Raw genomic sequence first — 21,433 nt, 5'->3', positions numbered from 1 at the left:
TCGTCCCCGGCGTGATCTCCGCGCCTCAAGCAGAACTGGATATCGAACATGTGCGGCATCGTCGGCATCGTTGGAACCTCTGAAGTCGCGCCCGCGCTGTACGACGGCCTGACCGTGCTCCAGCACCGTGGCCAGGACGCGGCCGGCATCGCCGTCTCCAGCGGCACGGTGATGCGCGTGCACAAGGGCAACGGCCTGGTGCGCGACGTGTTCGATGCCAAGGCGATGGACCTGCTGCAGGGGCGCGTCGGCATCGCGCACTGCCGCTATCCCACCGCCGGCAGCGAGGGCCACGACGAGGCGCAGCCGTTCTACGTCAACTCGCCCTACGGCATCGCGCTCGCGCACAACGGCAACCTGGTCAACACCGACCAGCTGCGCCAGCAGGTGTTCGAGACCGACCGCCGCAACGTCAATACCGAGTCCGACTCCGAAGTGCTGCTCAACGTGTTCGCGCACGAGCTCGACCGCGAGAAGGCGCTGACGCCCGAGGCCGCGTTCCGCGCCGTGGAAGGCGTCAACCGCCGCGCCAAGGGCGGCTATGCCGTGGTCGCGACCGTGCTGGGCCTGGGCCTGATCGCGTTCCGCGATCCGCACGGCATCCGCCCGCTGGTACTGGGCAAGCGCGAGACCGCCGACGGCACCGAGTACGCGGTGGCGTCGGAGTCGGTCGCGCTCGACATCCTCGGCTTCGAGCGCCTGCGCGACGTCGAACCGGGCGAGGGCATCGTCATCACCGCGCGCGGCGAACTGCATCACCGCCAGTGCGCGCCGCAGCAGCCGCATGCGCCGTGCATCTTCGAATACGTGTACTTCGCGCGCCCGGACTCGATGATCGAGAACATCTCGGTGCACAAGGCGCGCATGCGCATGGGCGTGACGCTGGGCGAGAAGATCCTGCGCCTGCGGCCGGACCACGACATCGACACCGTGATCCCGATTCCCGATACCTCGCGCGATTCCGCGCTCGAGATCGCCAACGTGCTCGGCGTGAAGTATCGCGAGGGCTTCATCAAGAACCGCTACGTCGGCCGGACCTTCATCATGCCGGGGCAGGGCGAGCGCGCGAAATCGGTCAAGCGCAAGCTCAATCCGATCCCGCTGGAATTCCGCAACCGCGTGGTGTTGCTGGTCGACGACTCGATCGTGCGCGGCACCACGTCCAAGCAGATCGTGCAGATGGCGCGCGACGCCGGTGCCAAGAAGGTGTACCTGGCGTCGGCCGCGCCGCCGGTGCGCCATCCCAACATCTACGGCATCGACATGCCGTCGGTCGACGAGCTGGTCGCGCACAACCGCACCGAAAAAGAGATCGAGGCCTTCCTCGGCTGCGACTGGCTGATCTATCAGGACCTCGCGGATCTCGAAAGCGCGGTGTCCGGTCCGAAGTTCCCCGAGCGCCGGTTCGACAGCTCCTGCTTCAGTGGCGAGTACGTCACCGGCATCGAGCCCGGCTATTTCGAACGCCTGCAGCAGCTGCGCAACGACGACGCGAAGAAGAAGCGCCGCGCGTGAGCGCGGCGGTGGCCGCGGATGCGCCGGACCTGTTCGCCGCCGCGCAGCACTGTCTCGATGCACGCACGCCCGACGCCAAGGTCGCGCTGACCCACGCCTACGCCCGGCGGTTCTCGGCCGGCGAACTGCCGATCGATCCCGCCGCGCCGGCGCCCGCGCCGATCCGCATGCCCGGCCGTCCCGAGCGGCCACGGCTGGTGCATCCACGCGCGCTGCCGCGTCGTGGCTTCGGCACCACGGAGGGCCGCGCCGCCTTCATCCATGCGATCGCGCATATCGAGCTCAATGCGATCGACCTGGGCTGGGACGCGGTCTACCGCTTCCGCGGTCTGCCGCCCGATTACTACGCCGACTGGGTACGCGTGGCCGACGACGAGGCGCGGCACTTCGTGTTGCTGCGCGACCGCCTGGGCGAGCTGGGCTTCGACTACGGTGATTTCGACGCGCACAATGGATTGTGGGAAATGTGCGAGAAGACCGCCGATGACGGCATGGCACGCATGGCCCTGGTGCCGCGCGTGCTCGAGGCACGCGGGCTGGACGTGACGCCGGGCATGATCGTCAAACTGCGGAGCCTGGGGGACGACGCCACCGTGCACATTCTCGAGGTGATCCTGCGCGAGGAAGTGGCCCACGTCGCCGCCGGCAGTCGCTGGTTCCGCTGGTTCTGCGAGCGCCGCGGCGTGGCGCCAGAATCGACGTTCCGCGATCTGCTCTCGGACTACGCACGCGCGGTGCTGCACGGCCCGTTCAACCTCGATGCGCGCGCGGCCGCCGGGTTCAGCGAGGAGGAGCTGGCGGCGCTGCAGGCGATCGACGCGGACCGGGCACAGCCGTAAGCGCGCCGGGCTTCAGCGGGCCGTGGCCTGCGGCATTGCAGAGGATCACCAGACACCAGGCATTCCCGTAGGAGCGCGCTTGCGCGCGATAGGGCTTTGCCGGTAACGCCACATCGCGCGCCAGCGCGCTCCTACAGGCGCAGAGGGCGCTTCAGCATCAGCGGCCGCGCGGGCGCCAGCATGCCGTGCGTGCCGTTGTTCACGTGGGGCTTGGCGGCATCCCAGATCCTCGTCGGACGCCCGACGCTGCTGTAGGAGCGCGCTTGCGCGCGAAGAGGCTTGCTGGGAACGCCCCATCGCGCGCCAGCGCGCTCCTACAGACGGAGAGGGTGCTTCAGCATCAGCGGCTACGCGGCCTTCAGCGTGCCGTTCGTGCCGTTGTTCGCGTGGGGCTTGGCGGCATTCCAGATCATTGTCGGACGCCCGACGCTGCTGTAGGAGCGCGCTTGCGCGCGAAGAGGCTTTGCCGGGAACGCCACTTCGCGCGCCAGCGCGCTCCTACAGACGGAGAGGGTGCTTCAGCATCAGCAGACACGCGGGCGTCAGCGTGTCGTTCGTGCCGTTGTTCACGCGGGGCTTGGCGCCATCCCAGATCCTCGTCGGACGCCCGACGCTCCTGTAGGAGCGCGCTTGCGCGCGATAGGGCTTTGCCGTGACCGCCACATCGCGCGCCAGCACGCTCCTACGCAAGCGCTGCGCTGTGACGCGGCAACACCATCGTGAGGGCTGCGCTCGGTCTGACCGCCCGGACTACGACGCGTCGGGCAACGCCGACAGCTCCAGACGCCCGTCGGCCTGCGCGCGCAGCACCGAGCCCTGTTCGAACCAGTCGCCGAGGACGATGCGGCGGCAGTCGCGGTCTGCGACCTGCAGGTCGTGAATCGCCGGGCGGTGGGTGTGGCCATGGATCATCGTGTCCACGCCGTAACGCAGGAACCAGTCGTCGACGGCGGCTGGCGCGACATCGGTGAGGGTCTCCATCGTGCCGGCGTCGCGCAATGCGCCGGCGCGCGCCTGGCTGGCGGCGCGCGCCTGCTGGGCGAACGCCAGCCGTGCAGGCAGCGGTTGCGCCAGCATCTGAGCCTGCCAGCGCGGATCGCGCACCTGGTTGCGCACCGCCTGGTATTCGACGTCGCCGGTGCACAGCAGGTCGCCGTGGGTCAGCAGCACCGGCGAGCCGTAGAGCAGAATTACGGCGGGGTCGGGCAACAGCGTCATGCCGGCACGCTGCGCGTAGTCGCGGCCCACGAGGAAGTCGCGGTTGCCGTGCATGAACGACACCGGCACGCCGGCGGTCGACAGCGCGGCCAGCCGTTCGGCGACCGCGGCGCCGGCCTCGGACGGATCGTCGTCGCCGACCCAGGATTCGAACAGATCGCCGAGGATGTAGAGCGCATCCGCGTCGCGCGCCTCGCCGTCGAGGAAGGCCAGAAACAGCGCGGTGATCTGCGGACGGGCCGGGTCGAGATGCAGGTCTGAGAGGAAGAGGGTCGCCATGGCCGTCATTGTAATCCGCGTCCGGGGCCGGTCCGGGCGTGCCGGTTAGAATGCGCGCTGTTCCCGCATCGAGCTTCGCGCATGGCCTGCCGCACCCGTTTCGCCCCCAGTCCCACCGGCTATCTGCACATCGGCGGCGCGCGTACCGCGCTGTACTGCTGGCTGGAAGCGCGGCGTCGCGGCGGCCAGTTCGTGCTGCGCATCGAGGACACCGACCGCGAGCGCAGCACCCAGGCCGCGATCGACGCGATCCTCCAGGCGATGGACTGGCTGGGCCTGGATTACGACGAAGGCCCGATCTACCAGACGCATCGTCTGGATCGCTACGCCGAAGTGGCCGAGCAGCTGGTCGCCGACGGCAAGGCCTACTACGCCTACGAGTCGAAGGCCGAACTCGACGCGATGCGCGAGGCCGCGATGGCCGCGGGCGACAAGCCGCGCTACAACGGCGCGTATCGCGAGCGCAACGAACCGAAGCGCGACGATCCCAATCGCGTGATCCGCCTGAAGAATCCGCTCGACGGCACGGTGGTCTGGGAGGACAAGGTCAAGGGCCGTATCGAGATCGCCAACAGCGAACTCGACGACCTTGTGATCTTCCGCCCCGACGGCTACGCGACCTACAACTTCGCCGTGGTCGTGGACGATCTGGACATGGGCATCACCGATGTCGTGCGCGGCGACGACCACGTCAACAACACCCCGCGGCAGATCAATATCTATCGCGCGCTCGGCGCCGACGTGCCGGCGTTTTCGCACCTGCCGATGATCCTCGACGAGCAGGGCGCCAAGTTGTCCAAGCGCACCGGCGCCGCCGACGTCATGCAGTACCGCGATGCCGGCTACCTGCCGCACGCGCTGCTGAACTACCTCGTGCGGCTGGGCTGGTCGCATGGCGACCAGGAGATCTTCTCGATCGCCGAAATGCAGCAGCTGTTCGACCTCAAGGACGTCAACGCCAAGGCCGCGCGCCTCGACATGGCCAAGCTCGGATGGCTCAACCAGCAATACCTGAAGTCCGACGACCCGGCTGCGGTGGCCGCGCATCTGGAATGGCATCTGCGTAGCGACGGCTACGACCTGGCGGCGGGCCCAGCGCCGGCCGATGTCGTGATCGCGCTGCGCGACCGTGTGCAGACGCTGAAGGAAATGTCCGAGCGCGCGGCGGTCTGGTATCGGCCGATTGCCGCCTACGACGACAAGGCCGTCGCCAAACACCTGAAGGCCGAAGCCCGCGCCCCGCTGACCGATGTGCGCGCGCGTTTCGCCGCGCTGCCGGAGTGGACCGTCGAAGCGATCGATGCGGCGTTCCGCGAGACGGTCGAGACGTTGGCCTTGGGTATGGGCAAGGTGGCGCAGCCGTTGCGCGTCGCGATCACCGGCACGCAGGTCAGCCCCGACATCGGCCACACCGTGTACCTGGCGGGGCGCGACGACGCGCTGGCGCGGATCGATGCGGCGATCGCGATGATTCCGGAAGGCAGCGAGGCCGCCTGACCCGTCGCGAGGCTGTGCGATCCAGCTGATCTGGACTGATGGCCTCGGGCTCGTCTTCACCGTCGCGATTGCATGACGCGCAACGCGACAGCAGCCATCCAGAACCCGTAGGACGCCGCCCATCCAGATGCGGCGGACTACGGGGCTGCGGGGGCCAGCTTGTGGGGCTGTAGAGGCCAGGCGCCCAAGCGTCCTGGTGCGCGTTCAAGCGCAATTGTGCGTCGCGAGTCAGATGCAGGCCTGAAGCGGCAACGTCGAACGGCGCGCGAAATCACGGGCGCGCTTGAGTCAGTGCCCGCTCGCACCCATCATGGACCGATGGCCAAGCACGACCACACCTGCACCGATCCCCACCACCACGTCGACGACGCTGCGGCGTTCGTGCGCGCGGTGGAGCATGCCTGCAGCGAGCGCGGCCTGCGGTTGACGCCGATCCGGGCGTACGTGCTGAACCTGATCGCCGAGGCCGGCAAGCCGCTGAAGGCCTACGACCTGCTCGACCGGGTGCGCGAAGGCGACGGGCCGGGCGCTGCGGCGCCGCCCACCGTGTATCGCGCGCTGGATTTCCTGCTCGCCAATGGCTTCATCCACAAGCTGCAGTCGGTCAATGCCTTCGTGGCCTGCCACCACCCGAGCACCGCGCAGCACTCGGTGCCGTTCCTGATCTGCGACCGCTGCCACAGCGCGGTCGAGCTGGAAGACGAGGCGGTGGTCGCTTCGCTCGACGAGCGCGCACGCGCGCTCGGCTTCGTGCCCCAGGCGCAGACGCTGGAAGTGCACGGGCTCTGTGCGCAGTGCGCCGACGCCTGAACGCGCACGGCTGACGGTCGCGGCCGGAGCCGCATTGCGGGCCGTCGAACTGGAAAGAATCCCGATAAAAAAGCCCCGCGTCGTTCGTCGACGCGGGGCCTGTGTGCGCAGGCGTTCCCGCGTCAGAAGTAGACGCGGATGCCACCGGCGATCTGGCGACCCGGCAGCGGCGCATAGTCGCGCAGCAGCGAGGTGTGCGGACGTGCCTCGCGGTCGGTCAGGTTGCGGCCGTCGAGGAACAGTTCCCACTGGGTGCGGTCCACGTCGCCGACACGCCAGGCGACACCGGCGTTGACCAGCGTGTAGCCGGGGCTCGGCTCTTCGAGCGCGGCCACGCGGTCCTGCTTCTGGTAGCGCACCGCGCCGACGTGCGCGCGCCAGCCGCCGAGGGTCCAGTTGAGGTCCGCGCCCACGCGCGACGGCGCGATCCGCGGCAGGTTGCCACCCAGTGCGATGTCGGCGTGGTAGTGGTGGCTGTGATCGCCGTGCGGCACGTCGAAGTGCACCTCACGCGTGCCGCTGCCGTCCAGCGACGCGCGGACGATGTCGCCAAACACGCGCAGGTCGAAATCGCCCGCGTCCGATTCCACGAGGTGGAACTTCGCCTCGGCTTCCGCGCCGCGGAACGTGGCGTCGCCTTGCGTCCACAGCCGCACCGGGAAGCCGTCCTCGACCACACCGGTATCGGTGAGATAGGTGAAGTCCTTGAACCGCGTCTGGTAGACCGCGGCCTTTACCTCGACCCGGTCGGTGTGCGCATGCAGGCCCACTTCCAGGCGCTGGCCGCGTTCGGTGTCGAGGTCCGCGTCGCCGATCTCGATCGAGCGCGTGGCGATGTGCGGGCCGGCGGCGAAGAGTTCCTCGTTGGTCGGCGCACGCTCGGAAATGTCGGCACCGAAGCGCAGGTCGAACACGTCCGACAGGTGCCAGATCGCCGCACCCGAGAGGCTGCTGGCGTCGAAGCGCCGCGACACGCCGGTGTCGGAATCGATCTCGACGCGCTCGTGGCGGCCGCCGAGCTCGAGCTTGAACGGGCCGAATTCCTTTTCCTGGACCACGAACAGGCCCAGCGTCTCGGTCACGCCCGGCGGCACGAAGGCCTCCTCACCGACGGCGCTGAAATCGCTGCGGCCGAGCTGCAGGCCGAAGGCGCCGCGCCAGCCGTTGTATTCGTTCTGCACCGCCTCGATGCGACCTTCGACGCCGCGGTTGCTGAAGCGGGTGGCGGCCAGGCCGTCTTCCAGTTCGACGTGCTCGTAGTCGTTCCAGGCCGCGCGCACGTTGAGCGCGCTGAGGAACGGCAGCGGGTCGTACAGGCCGCCCTTCAGATCGACGCGGTTCTGCACCAGGTCGATGCGCACCGAGCCGTGGTCGTGGCCCTCGTCGTCGTGATCGTGATCGTCGTGATCATGGTCATGATCGTGATCATCATCGCCATGGTCGTGGCCGCCGTCGCTGTCGCCGTGCGAATGGGCCCCGTCCGGCAGGCCGTAATTGGTGCGATAGGTGCTCAGCGCCACGCCCAGATGGCCGCGCTCGCCGAACCAGGTCGCGCCGACCGCGCCTGCGCGCGTACGGATCGAACTGTTGGGCAGCACGCCGAACGCGTTCTCCTCGTGGTCGTCGTGGTCATGATCGTCGTCGTGGTCGTTATGGCCGTGGTCGTCGTGCTCGACCTGGGCGAAGCCGGGAATGTCGAAGTCGCCGGTATTGCGGATCAGGCCGTCGACGTGCAGCACGAGGTTGTCGCCGCTGACGCCGTCGAGCCGGAACATGCCGCTGCGCTCGTCGTTGCCGCTGCCGGCGCGCAGTTCCGCGCGGCCACTGAGCGGGCGGTCGGGCACGGACGTGGCGATGCGTCCGTCGACCACGTTGACCGCGCCGCCGATCGCGCCGCTGCCGTACAGCAGGTTCGCCGGGCCCTTGAGCACTTCGATCTGGTCGGCCAGGAACGGTTCGATGCTGACTGCGTGGTCGGCGCTGACGGTCGAGGCGTCCATGCTGCCGATGCCGCCGGAGAGCACCTGCACGCGCGGACCTTCCTGGCCGCGGATGATCGGGCGGCCGACGCCGGTGCCGAAGAAGGCACTCTGCACGCCGGGCAGGGACGAGACGGTGTCACCGAGGTTGCCGGCCTTGCGGTCCTCGAGCGCGTCGCCGTGCAGCACCTCGACCGGGTGCGCGAGATCTTCGGCGCTGCCGCCCAGCGGCACGGCGGTCACCTGGACGGTGTCGAGGGTGGTCGGCGTGGGATGGGCCGCGCTCTGTGCGGCGGCGCCGGCCGCGGGCAACAGCAGCGCGAGGGCCACGGCCAGGCGAGACGGAACGGGGGCGAAGCGGGAGCGGTTTCGAGACATCTGCGGCATCCGGGGTGGGGTAGACTGGTGGGCGATCCGGGAATGTTATAATGTTACGCAGACCCCCGCACCCCCCAAAAGACATGTCCGCCCAAGATTCCGTTGTGCGCCAGGCCGACCGCGTCGGATTCGCCGCGTCGTTCCTGTGTGCCGTGCACTGCGCGCTGCTGCCCGTTGCGCTGGCGCTGCTGCCTGCGTTCGGCCTCAACATCGGCGGCTGGGTCGATATCGACCAGGCCTTCGTCGTGTTCGCCACGCTGCTCGGCGCGACCACGCTGACGCTGGGCTGGCGCCGCCATCGTGCCTTCCACGCCTGGGCGCTGCTGTTGCCGGGCCTGGGCCTGGTGTGGGCGGGCGCCTTCACCCATCTGCACGACCACACCATCACCCATGCGGTGGTGATGGCGGCCGGCGGCCTGCTGCTGGCGGCCGCGCATCTGGTCAACCTGCGGCTGACCCACGCGCACCACCGCGGCTGACCGCATCTCCCAAGCCGGCCGCGTGATAGAATCCGCGGCCCTGTGCGCCCTCGCGGCGCACTTTCGCGTCTATCGCATTCAACTCGCAGCACACCAGGAGCAGACAATGGGCAAGGGCGACCGCAAGACCCTCAAGGGCAAGCGTTACAACGCGAGCTACGGCAATTCCCGTTCGAAGGGCGTCGTCAAGGCCGCCGGCACCGCGACCGCACCGGTCGTGAAGAAGGCCGCCACCAAGACCGTCGCCAAGGCGCCGGCCAAGAAGGCCGTCGCGAAGAAGGCGGCGCCGAAGGCCGAGTAATCCGGCCTCGCGTTGCACCGTCGAAAGCCCCGCCTGTGCGGGGCTTTCGCGTTTCCGCAGGATGGATGCGCCAGCTGCTAGCCCGTGCTGGCTGAGTCTGCGCTGCGGATTGGCGGGGTGCGGTGGCCGACCGACCACGCTGGGTGCCGCGGTGCGCCGCGCCTGCGCGCCCGCTGCCGACTGCGGTTCAAACCCCGGTGCGCATGCGGCCGGATGAGACCGGTCGATGAGGCCGCGGTCTAAAACCTCGCGGACCGCGCTCGCGCGGGTGCCAGGATGCCGCGCTCAGACCAGGCGACGCCCGCCGGCATACGACATCGCCAGCAGCGGGCCGCCGAGCCAGTAGCCGAGTTCGGCCGGCTGCTCGATGCGCCAGCAGGCGAAATCCGCGCGCTGGCCGACCGCCAGCCGGCCGCGGTCGCCCAGCCCGAGTGCGCGCGCCGCATGCACCGTGGCGCCGCGCAACGCCTCCTCCGGCGTCAGGCGGAAATGCGTGCACGCCAGCTGCATGCCCTGGCGCAGCGACAGCAGCGGCGACGTGCCGGGATTGCAGTCGGTCGCCACCGCCATCGGTACGCCGGCGGCGCGGAAGGCATCCAGCGGCGGCAGGCGCGTCTCGCGCAGCACATGGAATGCGCCGGGCAGCAGCACCGCCACCGTGCCCGCCGCGGCCATCGCGGCGACGCCGGCGTCGGAGGTGTATTCGACATGGTCGGCCGACAGGCCGCCGAAGTCGGCCACCAGCGCCGCGCCTTCGCCGTCGCTGAGCTGGTCGGCATGCAGCTTCACCGGCAGGCCGAGCACGCGCGCCACGTCGAACACCCGTCGGGTCTGCGCCGTACTGAACGCGATACGTTCAGCGAAGGCGTCGACCGCGTCCACCAGGCCCTCGGCATGCAACTGCGGCAGCCAGTCGCAGACCGCGTCGATGTACGCGTCGGCGCGGTCTGCGAACTCTGGGGGCAGCGCGTGCGCGCCGAGGAAGGTGGTGCGCACGGTGATCCCGAGCACCTCGCCCACGCGCCGCGCGACGCGCAGCATCTTGCGTTCGTTGTCGAGATCCAGGCCGTAGCCGGATTTGATCTCCAGCGTCGTCGCGCCATCGGCGACCAGGGCGCGCGCGCGCGGCAGTGACTGCGCCAGCAGCGCGTCCGCGTCGGCGGCGCGCACTGCGCGCACGGTGGAGACGATGCCGCCGCCGATGCGCGCGATGTCCTCGTAGCTCGCGCCCTGCAGGCGCTGCTCGAACTCGCCCGCACGGTTGCCGGCGAACACCAGATGCGTGTGGCAGTCGATCAGGCCCGGCGTCACGCAGCCCGTCGCCTCGATCACCTCGGCCGCCAGCCGCTGGGGGACGTCGGGCAGCGCATCGCGCGTGCCCACGTGCACGATCACGCCGTCGCGCCAGCCCAGCGCACCGTGTTCGACCAGGCCGTAGCCGGCGTCGCCGTCCAGCGTGATCAGCGTCGGCCCGAGGAGCAGGCCGTCCCAGGGCTCAGCGTGCATCGCCGGCGTCGATCGTGGTGCCGGGTGCCTCTAGGTCGGGCACCAGCGGGGCCGCAGCGGCGGCGGGAGGCAAGGCGCGAGGGCGACGCACACGCGACAGGATGATGAACACCGCGAACAGGCCGCAGGCCCCGGCGATCAGCGCCGCAAACAGCGCGATGTTGGAACCGCTCATCCGTGTCTTCTCCCGCAAAGACCGCTAGCCTAACGCACTCACTTTTCGAGCACCGCCGCCGATGTCCGATCCTGTCGAACTGCACGTCCAGCGCACCGCGGACGGCTGGCGCGTGCCGGCCGTCGCCAATCTGCACTCGCATGCGTTCCAGCGGGCGATGGCGGGACTGGCCGAAGTGCAGACCGATCCCGCGGATTCGTTCTGGACCTGGCGCGACACGATGTACCGCATGGCGGCGCGCTTCGATCCGGACCTGCTGCGCGCGGTCGCCACCCAGCTCTATGTCGAGATGCTCGAGGCCGGTTACACCAGCGTCTGCGAATTCCACTACCTGCACCACGCACCGGATGGCCGGCCGTGCGTGCCGGCGAGCGCGATGTCCGATGCGCTGATCGATGCGGCGCGCGCCACCGGCATCCGCCTGACGCTGCTGCCGGTGCTGTACATGCGCGGCGGCTTCGACGGCCGCGCGCTGGGCGCGCATCAGCGCCGTTTCGGCCATGAGGTCGACGCTTACCTGCGCCTGTTCGCCGACCTGCATGCGCGCCAGGACGCCGGCCTGCGCGTCGGCTGCGCGCTGCACAGCCTGCGCGCGGTGCCCGCGGATGCGATGCAGGTCGTGCTCGCCGCGTTGCCGGCGGATGCGCGCGTGCACGTGCACATCGCCGAGCAGGTGGCCGAGGTCGAGGAGTGCGTGGCCATGTGCGGCGCGCGGCCCGTGGCCTGGCTGCTGGATCACGCCGAGGTCGACGCCCGCTGGACGTTGGTCCACGCCACCCATCTCGACACGTCGGAAGTTGCCGGCATCGCGCGCAGCGGCGCGACCGTCGCGATCTGCCCGACCACCGAAGCCAACCTCGGTGACGGCCTGTTTCCGCTGCGCGACTATCTGGATGCCGGTGGTGCCTGGGGCATCGGCTCCGATTCGCATGTCTCGATCTCGCCGGTCGAGGAACTGCGCTGGCTCGAATACGGCCAGCGCCTGGTCACGCGCCGGCGCAATATCGCCGTCACCCCCGGCGCGCCGAGCGTCGGCCGCAGTCTGCTCGAAGGCGTGATGCGCAGCGCCGCGGCGTCGACGGGGTTCGACACGCGCAACGATCACGTCGTGCTCGACGCCGATGCGGCGCTGCTCGCCGGCGCAACCGAAGGCGATGTGCTCGACCGCTGGATCTTCGCCGGCAACCGGCCGCTGGTGCGCGAGGTGCATGTGGACGGTCAGGCGCGCGTCCTCGACGGGTGTCATCCCGCGCACGCGACCGCCGCCCGTGACTACACCGCTGCGATGCGCCGCCTGCTGGCCGCGTCATGAGCCGCGCCGTGCGCATCCGTCGGGCACGCGCGGCGGACCGTGCGGCGATCGTCGCCATCTACGCGCGCGCCAAGCTCGACGAACTGGCCAACGAACCCGTCGTGCCGCCACTGTTGCCGCTGCTGGACGACCGCGAGCGGCTGGCGGCGTTCGAGGTCTCGGATGTCTTCGTCGCCGGCGCGGCCACCGTGCTCGGCTTCGGCGCCTGCACGCCAGGCCGGATCACGATGCTGTTCGTCGATCCGGACGCACGCGCCGCCGGCGTCGGCGGCGCGCTGCTGACCCACATGCTGGCCGCCATGCCCGGCGAGGTGGAACTCGACGTCGTGGCCTCGAACACCGCCGCGCTGGCGCTGTACCGGCGCGCGGGCTTCGAGCGCGGCGAACGCTTCCGCGCCGCCTACAACGGCGTCGAGGTCGATGCGCTGACGCTGCGGCGGCCCACGCGTTCGTCGGGCCAGGGGCGGTCCATCCGGACGCACGGGCGGTTCGTCGCAGACCGGAGCACGGACGCGCCTGAGTGGGCAGCATGACCACTCCTCCCACGCAAGGAGCGCTGTGATGTTGACGACAGCCCTGGCCCTCGCCATCGCTGGCGTCCGGATTCACTCTCCTTGAGCGATGGCGCCGGGCTCAGCGCGTGTGACGGGAGGCCGCGAAACCGCGGCGCATTTGATTCTGGCGTGGTTGCGCTGACGGTTCGGGTTGCTTGGAGCTCGGCGTCTGGAGGCGTTCGCACGCGAGCGCGCTCCTACAGGTGCCGCGGATCGATGCCTTGCAGTGCGGCGCGCGAACGCACGTTTACAGGAGGCGGGCGGCGCGCGGCCATGCGCCTTCGAGCGTCAGCAGGAATTCCTTGGTCGGCAGGCCGCCGCCGAAGCCGGTCAGTGCGCCGCCGGCGCCGATGACGCGGTGGCAGGGCACGACGATCGACAGCGGATTGCGCCCGTTCGCGGCGCCGACCGCACGACTCGCGCTGGGCTTGTCCACCATGCGGGCGAGTTCGACGTAGCTGGCGGTCGCGCCGTAGGGAATGCGCGTCAGCGCGGCCCAGACCTGGTGCTGGAACGGTGTGCCGCGGGCGGCGAACGGCAGGTCGAAGGTCCGGCGTGTGCCGGCGAAATAGTCGCTCAATTGCTGCGCGGTGGCATCGAGGACCGGATGCGCGCCATCACGCCAATCATCGCCGCGCGGCACCGGATGCCGGTGCTCGGCGAACTCCACCGCGTGCAGGCCAGCGTCGGAGGCGGCGAGAAACAGCGGGCCGACCGGGCTGTCGATGGTGCGGGTGAAGACCTGGGGCGTGGTCGGGTTCATGGCGATGGACTCCGGGTGGAACGGGCGCGCGTGCGCGTCGGTGTCGCGGCGTGCGCGGGCGTGGATGCAGCCGCCTCGCGCCACAGATGGAAGACCGCGTAGCCGCGCCATGGGCGCCAGGCTTCCGCGTGCGCGCGCAGCGCGGAGGCCGTCATGCGTGTGCCATCAGTCGGCAACGTCTTCTGCAGCACCAGATCCTCGGCGGGAAACGCGTCCGGATGGCCGAGCGCGCGCAGCGCGATGTATTGCGCGGTCCACGGGCCGATGCCGGGCAGGGCGACCCAGCGTTCGACGATGTCGTCGAGCGTGCGCGCGCGATCGAAATCCACGCGGCCGTCGAGCAGTGCGGCGGCGATGCCGCGGATCGTCGCGATGCGGCTGCCGATCAGGCCGAGACCGTTGAAGTCGGCGTCGACCAGCACCTCCGGCGTCGGGAACAGATGCGCGAAGCCATGCGCAGCGAACGTCTCCGGCAGCGGCGCGCCGAAGCGTTGCGACAGCCGCGCAGTCAAGGTGCGCGCAGCGGCCACGCTGACCTGCTGGCCGATCACCGCGCGCACCGCGATCTCGAACCCGTCCCAGCCGCTGGGCAGGCGCAGGCCCGGGCGCTTGCGCAGCAGCGGCGCCAGGCGGGGGTCGTGGCCGAGATGCGCGGCGATCGTGTGCGGGTCCGCATCCAGATCGAACATCCGCCGCACGCGCTGCACGGTGTCCTGCAGCCGCGACGGCGCACAGCCGTGCAATTCCAGGCGCAGCGCGTCCGGCGCAGGGTCACCGCGCGTGCCGGGCCACGCGCTCACGCGCAGCCAGCCCGGTGCATCCGCATCGCCGATCACGCGGGTATAGGCGACATCGTCGACGACCTCGATGCCCGGCAGTGCACGGCCGCGCAGGAAATCGAGCATCGCCGGCAGGCCGTACGGCGGGCGATAGGCGAGACGTAGCGTCAGCGCATCGCCGGTGGATTCGCGCGGCGCCTTGCGCAGGTCGCGCGGCGGCATGCGATACGCATCCTGGAACACCGCATTGAAGCGCCGCACGCTGTTGAATCCGGCCGCCAGCGCGACCTCGGTGATCGGCAGCGCGGTCTCGGTCAGCAACTGCTTGGCGAACAGCAGGCGCCGCGTGCCGTGCACGCCGACCGGCGCCGCGCCGAGGCGCTCGACGAACAGCCGCCGCAGCTGGCGCTCGCCGATGTGCAGCCGCTGCGCCAGGTGCGCCAGCGGCGCCTCGTTCAGCACGCCCTGTTCGATCAACGCCAGAGCCCGGGCGACGAGATCGTCGCCGCGATGCCAGTGCCCGTCCGCAGGTGCCAATTCCGGCCGGCAACGCAGGCACGGGCGGAAGCCCGCAGCTTCGGCCGCGGCGGCGTTGGGGTAATAGACGACGTTCGCAGCCTTCGGCGCGGGCGCCGGACACACCGGCCGGCAGTAGATGCCGGTGGTGCGCACCGCGGTGAAGAACAGGCCGTCGAAGCGCGCATCGCGGCTCAGGCGCGCCTGTTCGCAGGTGGCGGAATCGGGCAGGGCGGTCAGGGACGACATGCACGCAGGCTAGCACCGGGCTTCGCGCGTGACTGGCCGGATTCGGACATCGATGCCGGCCGTTGCGTGGCGTGCGCTGACGGCGTTTTGGATCACGCCGGGATCGCGCGCGGGCTACGGGTCCTGGGCTGTCGATCATCAAGGCCGGGGCGCACGTCCGGCGCACCGGCGCTCGCACACGTCGCGCCGGCCGGGCGCACCGTCGCCGTCATGTCGGTACGCGGTTCGCATGCGTGGCCGGTCCGCCGAGGCACCGCGATCGTCAAGCAATGCGGTGGACTCGGCATCGCGCGCCTGGCGCCGATTTTGCGTGTCACCGCACCACGCAGCGCCACCGCCTGCGGCACGACGGGGTGCATTGCGGCCTTGAATTCGCATCGGGCTTCGCCGCCGATGCGCGTCGGCCGCACGCCGGCAATCTGCCCCGCCGTCCAGCGGTTCCGCGTGGGTCAGTGCGCGGCGTCGCGCAATGCGGGGCGCAGCGTCGCCGGGTCGCCATCATTCTCGGCCGGGGTGACGCCGAGCAGATACGCCAGCAGCGGATACACATCGACATTGTCGAAGCCGTCGAGCGTCACGCCGCGCCCGAAGGCCGGGCCGAGGGCGAGGAACATCGCGCGCATCTCCGGCAGCGCCGGGTCGTAGCCGTGCGAGCCGCGCGTACGCTGCGGACGGCGGGCGATGGCCTCTTCGGGAATCGCATCCCAGCCCGGGTGCATCTGGCAGACGATCGGCGGCACGCGCGGATGCGTGCCGAATTTCCAGCGCGCCGGCATCGCCTCGCGCCGCCAGCAGTCGTACTGCGCATGCGTGCCCAGCAGACGCTCGGCCACGCGCGTCTCAAAACCGGGGTTCGGCACGATGCCGATCACCTGGCCGGTCGAGACGATGCGCGCCTCGGCCGGCGTCGCCATCGATTCGACCGTGACCACCTGGCCTTCGGGCACGTCGGTCATGCCGTGGTCGGACACCACCACCAGGTTCACCCGGTCCAGCGCGCCACGCGCGCGCAGGCCCTCGACCAGCCGCGCCAGGGCGGCGTCCACGTTCCGCATCGCCTGCCGGTACTGCGCCGAACTCGGGCCGTAGTCGTGTCCGGCCTTGTCGGGATGCTCGAAATACAGCGTCGCCAGTCGCGGGCGCGTCGCTGCCGGCTCGTCGATCCAGCCGAGCACGGTGTCGATGCGCACGTCCATCGGCCGGGTGTCGTCGAACGGATACCAGCGCGTCGGCCGCACGCCGCGCACCGCGGCCTCGCTGCCCGGCCACGACAGCGTGGCGGTGCGCAGACCCGCGCGCTCGGCGGTCACCCAGAGCGGCTCGCCGTCGGCATACCACTCGCCGTTGCCGACCGCCTCGCGGTCGGACAGGCGGAAATCGCCCAGGGCCTCGTCGTACATCGCGTTGTGGATCAGGCCATGGCGATCGGGGCGCAGGCCGGTCACCAGGGTGTAGTGGTTCGGGAATGTCAGTGACGGATACGAGGGCCGCATCCAGGCCTGCACGCCGTCACGGGCGAGGGCGTCCAGCGTCGGCGTATCGCCGCGGCCCAGGGCATCGGGGCGCGCGCCGTCGAGCGAGACCAGCAGCACCATGGCCGGCTCGGTGGGCGGCGGCGCGGCCGTGGACCGGCTTGCGACGGGGACGGCGCTGCAGGCACACAGCCACAGCACGGACAGCAGCGCGGCAGCGCGCACACGGAAAACGTCAGGCATCCGCGCATGATACCGGCCCTCCATGACGCTTCGTTTTCGACCGCGGCGCGCCGCCGCGCCGCCCCGTAGGCGCGCGCGCGAAGATCGACACGGCCTGAACGTTCAGCCAATCCAGACCACAGGCCGTGAGGCGCGGCGTATCGTGGCGGCACTCGATTGCCAGATCCGGAGATGCGCGATGAACAGCAAATGGTGGATTGCCGCGATGTGCACCGGCCTCGCCCTGGGCGCGGTGTCGCACGTCGCCCAGGCGCAGCAGCAGGAAGAAGAGGAAGAGGCCGTGCGCGAGCGTGGCCAGCGGGCCAGCCCGTCGGACCGCTTCTGCATCCGCGAGACCGGCTCGCGGATCACCGCGAACGCCAATGCGCGCTCCAGGCGCGCTGAGCAGGAATGCGTGACCGGCGGTGGCCGCGTCTACACCCGCGAAGACATCGAGCGCACCGGCTCGGTGGACGTCAAGGATGCGCTGCGCCGGCTGGACCCGTCGGTGTTCTGAGCCCGGCGTCCGCGCTGTACCACGAGGGAGTGCGCCCGCAGGCGCACTCCCTTTTTTTCATGTCGCGGATCAGAACCGCAGTTCGGCGCCCAGCGTCAGCGTGCGCGCGGTGCTCACGTCGTCGTCGAAGCGGTAGCGGTTGCCGTCGCGGTAGATCGACGAATACGCGTAACCGTTGACCATCGCATTGACGTTGAAGTTGCGGGTCACGTCGACGCCCAGGCCGAGGCCGAAATACGCGCCGCCGCCGTCGTCGCTGAAGCGGCCTTCCTCGCTCAGGCCCGGCGCTTCGACGCGGTAGCGGAATTCCTGGTCGTAGCCCATGTAGCCGAGACGCGCGATCGCGAACCAGCGGCTGTCGGCGCCGAACTGGACGCGTGCGTTCGCACCGACATAGCCGTAGTCGGCCTCGAACTCGCGCCGTTCCGACACGCCGGAGATGGCGAAGGTCTCGCCGATCTCGCCCAGCCGGCCGTAGCCCGCTTCGACACCGATCAGCACCGGCGACGCGCCGGCCTGCCAGCGGTAACCCGCGCCGATCGACTGCGTGCTGCTGGAGTCGTCCCTGAAACCGGTGTCCGACAGCGTCGCCCGGCCGGCCTGTGCGCCGACGAAGAAACCACTCTGGGCCTGTGCGCACGGCACGGCCAGGACACCTGCGATGGCGACGAGCGCCACGCGTCCAAACTTGATCATGTTGTCCCCTTGAGATGAAAACCGCCGCGGCCGGAATCGACCGCCGCGGACCCCCGCGTCCGGCGGGGCGCGGAGTCTAGCGCGCCGCTGCGCGCCGCGTCATCAGCAGGCGTCGGACTGTCCGCTCACGTAGCGCAGTCCGCGCAGCAGCTGCGCGCGGAACACCGGATCGGCATACAGCGCCGCGTCGTGGCCCAGCCCCGTGTACCAGGCGCGACCGCCGGCATTGCGGTGGCACCAGGCGATCGGATGGTCGTCGCCCATGCCGCCATCGGGGTGCGACGCCGGATCGATCGACGCGGTCACGCGCACGTGCGGCCGCGGGTTGCGCCGGTAGTCGTAGATCTCGTCGGTGACGCGCCACGCTTCCAGCCCATCCGGCCCGGCGCCGTCTTCGAACACCACGCGCACCGACTGCAGCCCTTCGGGATGCCGTGCGAACCACGCGCCGACCAGCTCGCCGTACCACGGCCAGGTGTAGCCGCTGTCGGCCGCGGCATGCACGCCCATGAAGCCACCGCCGGCGGCCATGTAGCGTTCGAACGCGGCCTGCTGCGGACGCGCCAGCACCTCGCGTGTGGTGTGCGCGAACACGACGGCGGCATACCGCGACAGCGTGGCGTCGTCGAACATCGCGGGGTCTTCGGTGGCGTCGACCTCGAGGCCGGTGCCGCGGCCCAGTGCCTGCAGCGCGTCCACGGTCGCCGGAATCGAATCGTGGCGGAAGCCGGCGGTCCGCGTGAACACCAGCACGCGCGCGGGCGTCGCCTCGCTGGTGGACGCAGGCGTTGTGTCCGGGGCTGCGGAGGCGCAGGCGGCGAGGCTGGCCAGCATCGCGGCGGCCAAGGGAGCGCGTGGGGATGTCATGGCGGGAGCATAGGCGCTGCGCCTGCCGGCACTCACGCCGCAGCGCGGCAGGGCGCGCGCGGGCGCGGTGCGATAATCGCCGCATCGTCATTGCAGGAATGCGCCGCCATGTCCGACACCCCTTCGCGCCACGACCCGTCGCGCGTCATCCGCGCGCCGCGCGGCACCGAACTCAGCTGCCGCTCCTGGCTCACCGAAGCGCCGCTGCGCATGCTGATGAACAACCTCGACCCCGAGGTGGCCGAGCGCCCGGAAGACCTCGTCGTCTACGGCGGCATCGGCCGCGCCGCGCGCGACTGGGCCTGCTTTGATGCCATCGTCGAATCGCTGAAGACCCTCGGTGACGACGAGACGCTGCTGGTGCAGTCCGGCAAGCCGGTCGGCGTGTTCCGCACGCATGCCGATGCGCCGCGCGTGCTGATCGCCAACTCCAACCTCGTGCCGCACTGGGCCACGTGGGAGCACTTCCACGAACTCGATCGCAAGGGCCTGATGATGTACGGCCAGATGACCGCCGGTTCGTGGATCTACATCGGCAGCCAGGGCATCGTGCAGGGCACCTACGAGACCTTCGTCGAGATGGGCCGCCAGCACTACGGCGGCGATCTCGCCGGCAAGTGGATCCTCACCGCCGGCCTCGGCGGTATGGGCGGCGCGCAGCCGCTGGCCGCGAGCCTCGCCGGTGCGTGCAGCCTGACCATCGAATGCCAGCAGAGCCGCATCGATTTCCGCATCAAGACGCGCTACGTCGACGAGCAGGCCACCGATCTCGACGACGCACTCGCGCGTATCGAAAAGTACACGCAGGCCGGCGAAGCCAAATCCATCGCGCTGCTGGGCAACGCGGCCGAGGTGCTGCCGGAACTGGTGAAGCGCGGCGTGCGCCCGGACTGCGTGACCGACCAGACCAGCGCGCACGATCCCGTGCACGGCTACCTGCCGATCGGCTGGAGTGTCGAGCAGTGGATCAATGAGCAGTCGGCCAATCCCGAGAAGGTGCGCGACGCCGCCAAGCAGTCCATGCGCGTGCACGTCGAAGCCATGCTGGCCTTCCACGCCGCCGGCATTCCGACCGTCGACTACGGCAACAACATCCGGCAGATGGCCAAGGACGAAGGCTGCAGCAACGCCTTTGATTTCCCCGGGTTTGTGCCGGCCTATGTGCGCCCGCTGTTCTGCCGCGGCATCGGCCCGTTCCGCTGGGTCGCACTGAGCGGCGATCCCGAGGACATCGCCAGGACCGATGCCAAGGTCAAGGAGCTCATTCCGGATGATCCGCACCTGCACCGCTGGCTCGACATGGCCAGCGAGCGCATCGCGTTCCAGGGCTTGCCCGCGCGCATCTGCTGGGTGGGCCTCGGCCTGCGCGACAAGCTGGGCCTCGCCTTCAACGAGATGGTGCGGAGCGGCGAGCTGAAAGCGCCGATCGTGATCGGCCGCGACCATCTCGATTCCGGCTCCGTCGCCTCGCCGAACCGCGAGACCGAAGCCATGCAGGACGGCTCCGATGCCGTCAGCGACTGGCCGCTGCTCAATGCGATGCTCAACGTCGCCGGCGGCGCCACCTGGGTGAGCCTGCATCACGGCGGCGGCGTCGGCATGGGCTACTCGCAGCACTCCGGCGTGGTCATCGTCTGCGACGGCACCGAAGCCGCCGACAAGCGCATCGCCCGCGTGCTGTGGAACGACCCCGGCACCGGCGTCATGCGGCACGCCGATGCCGGGTACGACATCGCGAAAGACTGCGCCTTTGAGAAGGGCCTCAAGCTGCCGATGGTGCAGGCATGAACGCCGCCACCGACCGCGTGCCGCTGCGCATCGATTTCGTCTCCGACATCGTCTGCCCCTGGTGCGCCATCGGCCTGGCCGCACTCGAACAGGCACTCGCGCGCCTGCCGGCGAACGTCGACGTCGACTTCCACGTGCGCCCCTTCGAACTCAACCCGCAGATGGCGCCGGAAGGCGAGGACATCGCCGAGCATCTGACCCGCAAGTACGGCATGTCGCCCGAGCAGCTGACCGCCGCCCGCGCCAACATCAAAGGCCGCGGTGCCGATGTCGGCTTCACCTTCGGTGACCGCCAGCGCACCTGGAACACCTTCGACGCCCATCGCCTGCTGCACTGGGCTGGCATCGCAGGCCGGCAACGCGACCTCAAGCGCGCGTTGCTGCAGGCGTATCACGGCGATGGCGAGAATGTCAGTGATCACGCGACGCTGGTGCGCATCGCGGGCAGCGTGGGGCTGGACGTTGAGCGGGCCGCCGCGATTCTCGCGTCGGACGAATACGCCGACGCCGTGCGCGCCGAGGAACAGTTCTTCATCCGCAGCGGCATCAACAGCGTGCCGGCGGTGATCATCGACCAGAAGCACCTGATTTCGGGTGGGCAGCCGGTGGAGGTATTTGAGCGGGCGTTGGGGGAGATTGTGGCGGGCAAAGCAGGCGGGGCTGGCGCCGAATAGGCACATCGGCATAAAAGGTTCGGGCTCTCGGCCGGCTGGCGAATCAAG

The 21,433-nt window shown here is 70.0% G+C and carries 20 protein-coding genes; 11 read left to right on the top strand and 9 right to left on the bottom strand.

Annotated features, from left to right (window positions below):
* The first annotated feature begins 48 nt into the window (after positions 1–48).
* Both purF and ACF3M1_RS12500 read left to right on the top strand, forming a co-directional pair.
* The gene (gene purF / locus ACF3M1_RS12505) at positions 49–1,515 is read left to right on the top strand and encodes an amidophosphoribosyltransferase (RefSeq protein WP_394001112.1); all 1,467 of its coding nucleotides are present in this window, start codon (positions 49–51) and stop codon (positions 1,513–1,515) included.
* Complete coding sequence (locus tag ACF3M1_RS12500) at positions 1,512–2,354, top strand: ferritin-like domain-containing protein (protein WP_394001111.1); 843 nt, start codon at positions 1,512–1,514, stop codon at positions 2,352–2,354. Before purF ends, ACF3M1_RS12500 begins: the two co-directional genes overlap by 4 nt.
* Before the next feature lie 750 nt (positions 2,355–3,104).
* Here the strand turns inward: ACF3M1_RS12500 and lpxH are convergent.
* Positions 3,105–3,851 carry a UDP-2,3-diacylglucosamine diphosphatase gene (gene lpxH / locus ACF3M1_RS12495; protein ID WP_394001109.1) on the bottom strand — a complete coding sequence of 249 codons (747 nt, stop codon included), beginning with the start codon at positions 3,849–3,851 and terminating at the stop codon, positions 3,105–3,107.
* A gap of 81 nt (positions 3,852–3,932) precedes the next feature.
* On the opposite strand from lpxH, the gene gltX reads away from it, so the two are divergent.
* Together gltX and ACF3M1_RS12485 are read left to right on the top strand one after the other, a co-directional pair.
* On the top strand, positions 3,933–5,348 hold the full coding sequence (gene gltX / locus ACF3M1_RS12490; protein ID WP_394001107.1) for a glutamate--tRNA ligase: 1,416 nt from the start codon (positions 3,933–3,935) through the stop codon (positions 5,346–5,348).
* Positions 5,349–5,666: 318 nt separating this feature from the next.
* Entirely contained in the window at positions 5,667–6,158 is a 492-nt protein-coding gene (locus ACF3M1_RS12485) for a transcriptional repressor (protein WP_394001105.1), read from the top strand.
* Positions 6,159–6,280: 122 nt separating this feature from the next.
* Here ACF3M1_RS12485 and ACF3M1_RS12480 read toward each other — a convergent pair whose 3' ends face one another.
* Positions 6,281–8,515: a TonB-dependent receptor gene (locus ACF3M1_RS12480; RefSeq protein WP_394001104.1), complete on the bottom strand. Its 2,235-nt coding sequence runs from the start codon at positions 8,513–8,515 to the stop codon at positions 6,281–6,283.
* A gap of 83 nt (positions 8,516–8,598) precedes the next feature.
* Between ACF3M1_RS12480 and ACF3M1_RS12475 the strand changes: the two genes are divergently transcribed.
* Positions 8,599–8,994, top strand: coding sequence for a MerC domain-containing protein (locus ACF3M1_RS12475; protein WP_394001102.1), 396 nt, complete (start codon positions 8,599–8,601; stop codon positions 8,992–8,994).
* Positions 8,995–9,100: 106 nt separating this feature from the next.
* Positions 9,101–9,295 carry a 30S ribosomal protein THX gene (locus tag ACF3M1_RS12470; protein ID WP_272761682.1) on the top strand — a complete coding sequence of 65 codons (195 nt, stop codon included), beginning with the start codon at positions 9,101–9,103 and terminating at the stop codon, positions 9,293–9,295.
* 285 nt (positions 9,296–9,580) lie between these two features.
* Here the strand turns inward: ACF3M1_RS12470 and hutI are convergent, their stop codons facing one another.
* On the bottom strand, positions 9,581–10,801 hold the full coding sequence (gene hutI / locus ACF3M1_RS12465; RefSeq protein WP_394001100.1) for an imidazolonepropionase: 1,221 nt from the start codon (positions 10,799–10,801) through the stop codon (positions 9,581–9,583).
* Positions 10,791–10,976: a hypothetical protein gene (locus ACF3M1_RS12460; RefSeq protein ID WP_394001099.1), complete on the bottom strand. Its 186-nt coding sequence runs from the start codon at positions 10,974–10,976 to the stop codon at positions 10,791–10,793. Before ACF3M1_RS12460 ends, hutI begins: the two co-directional genes overlap by 11 nt.
* Before the next feature lie 61 nt (positions 10,977–11,037).
* Between ACF3M1_RS12460 and ACF3M1_RS12455 the strand changes: the two genes are divergently transcribed.
* Positions 11,038–12,288: a formimidoylglutamate deiminase gene (locus ACF3M1_RS12455; RefSeq protein WP_394001097.1), complete on the top strand. Its 1,251-nt coding sequence runs from the start codon at positions 11,038–11,040 to the stop codon at positions 12,286–12,288.
* Positions 12,285–12,821, top strand: a complete 537-nt coding sequence (locus ACF3M1_RS12450) for a GNAT family N-acetyltransferase (RefSeq protein ID WP_394001095.1) — start codon at positions 12,285–12,287, stop codon at positions 12,819–12,821. The genes ACF3M1_RS12455 and ACF3M1_RS12450 overlap by 4 nt, the downstream gene beginning before the upstream one ends.
* Positions 12,822–13,089: 268 nt before the next feature.
* Here the strand turns inward: ACF3M1_RS12450 and ACF3M1_RS12445 are convergent, their stop codons facing one another.
* The 3 genes from ACF3M1_RS12445 to ACF3M1_RS12435 all read right to left on the bottom strand — a co-directional run bounded on the left by ACF3M1_RS12445 (position 13,090) and on the right by ACF3M1_RS12435 (position 16,864).
* On the bottom strand, positions 13,090–13,605 hold the full coding sequence (locus ACF3M1_RS12445; RefSeq protein WP_394001093.1) for a methylated-DNA--[protein]-cysteine S-methyltransferase: 516 nt from the start codon (positions 13,603–13,605) through the stop codon (positions 13,090–13,092).
* On the bottom strand, positions 13,602–15,149 hold the full coding sequence (locus tag ACF3M1_RS12440; protein ID WP_394001091.1) for an AlkA N-terminal domain-containing protein: 1,548 nt from the start codon (positions 15,147–15,149) through the stop codon (positions 13,602–13,604). The genes ACF3M1_RS12445 and ACF3M1_RS12440 overlap by 4 nt, the downstream gene beginning before the upstream one ends.
* Before the next feature lie 449 nt (positions 15,150–15,598).
* Entirely contained in the window at positions 15,599–16,864 is a 1,266-nt protein-coding gene (locus ACF3M1_RS12435) for an ectonucleotide pyrophosphatase/phosphodiesterase (protein WP_394001090.1), read from the bottom strand.
* Positions 16,865–17,042: 178 nt separating this feature from the next.
* Between ACF3M1_RS12435 and ACF3M1_RS12430 the strand changes: the two genes are divergently transcribed.
* Positions 17,043–17,360: a hypothetical protein gene (locus ACF3M1_RS12430; protein ID WP_394001089.1), complete on the top strand. Its 318-nt coding sequence runs from the start codon at positions 17,043–17,045 to the stop codon at positions 17,358–17,360.
* Positions 17,361–17,429: 69 nt separating this feature from the next.
* On the opposite strand, the gene ACF3M1_RS12425 is transcribed toward ACF3M1_RS12430, so the two are convergent.
* Both ACF3M1_RS12425 and ACF3M1_RS12420 read right to left on the bottom strand, forming a co-directional pair.
* Positions 17,430–18,056, bottom strand: coding sequence for an outer membrane beta-barrel protein (locus tag ACF3M1_RS12425; protein WP_394001087.1), 627 nt, complete (start codon positions 18,054–18,056; stop codon positions 17,430–17,432).
* 102 nt (positions 18,057–18,158) lie between these two features.
* A complete protein-coding gene (locus tag ACF3M1_RS12420; RefSeq protein ID WP_394001085.1) occupies positions 18,159–18,923 on the bottom strand; it encodes a ThuA domain-containing protein in 765 nt (254 codons plus the stop codon).
* A 108-nt stretch (positions 18,924–19,031) separates the two neighbouring features.
* Between ACF3M1_RS12420 and hutU the strand changes: the two genes are divergently transcribed.
* Positions 19,032–20,711: a urocanate hydratase gene (gene hutU / locus ACF3M1_RS12415; RefSeq protein ID WP_394001083.1), complete on the top strand. Its 1,680-nt coding sequence runs from the start codon at positions 19,032–19,034 to the stop codon at positions 20,709–20,711.
* Positions 20,708–21,385 (top strand): DsbA family oxidoreductase, encoded by a 678-nt coding sequence (locus ACF3M1_RS12410; RefSeq protein WP_394001081.1) that lies wholly within the window; start codon positions 20,708–20,710, stop codon positions 21,383–21,385. The genes hutU and ACF3M1_RS12410 overlap by 4 nt, the downstream gene beginning before the upstream one ends.
* Positions 21,386–21,433: the final 48 nt, after the last annotated feature.

The organism is Luteimonas sp. WGS1318 (genome assembly GCF_043187535.1).
In the GTDB taxonomy this organism is placed as follows: Bacteria; Pseudomonadota; Gammaproteobacteria; order Xanthomonadales; family Xanthomonadaceae; genus Luteimonas.
Note: the sequence above shows the minus strand (reverse complement) of the source record. Positions and strands in the feature narration are given on the sequence as shown.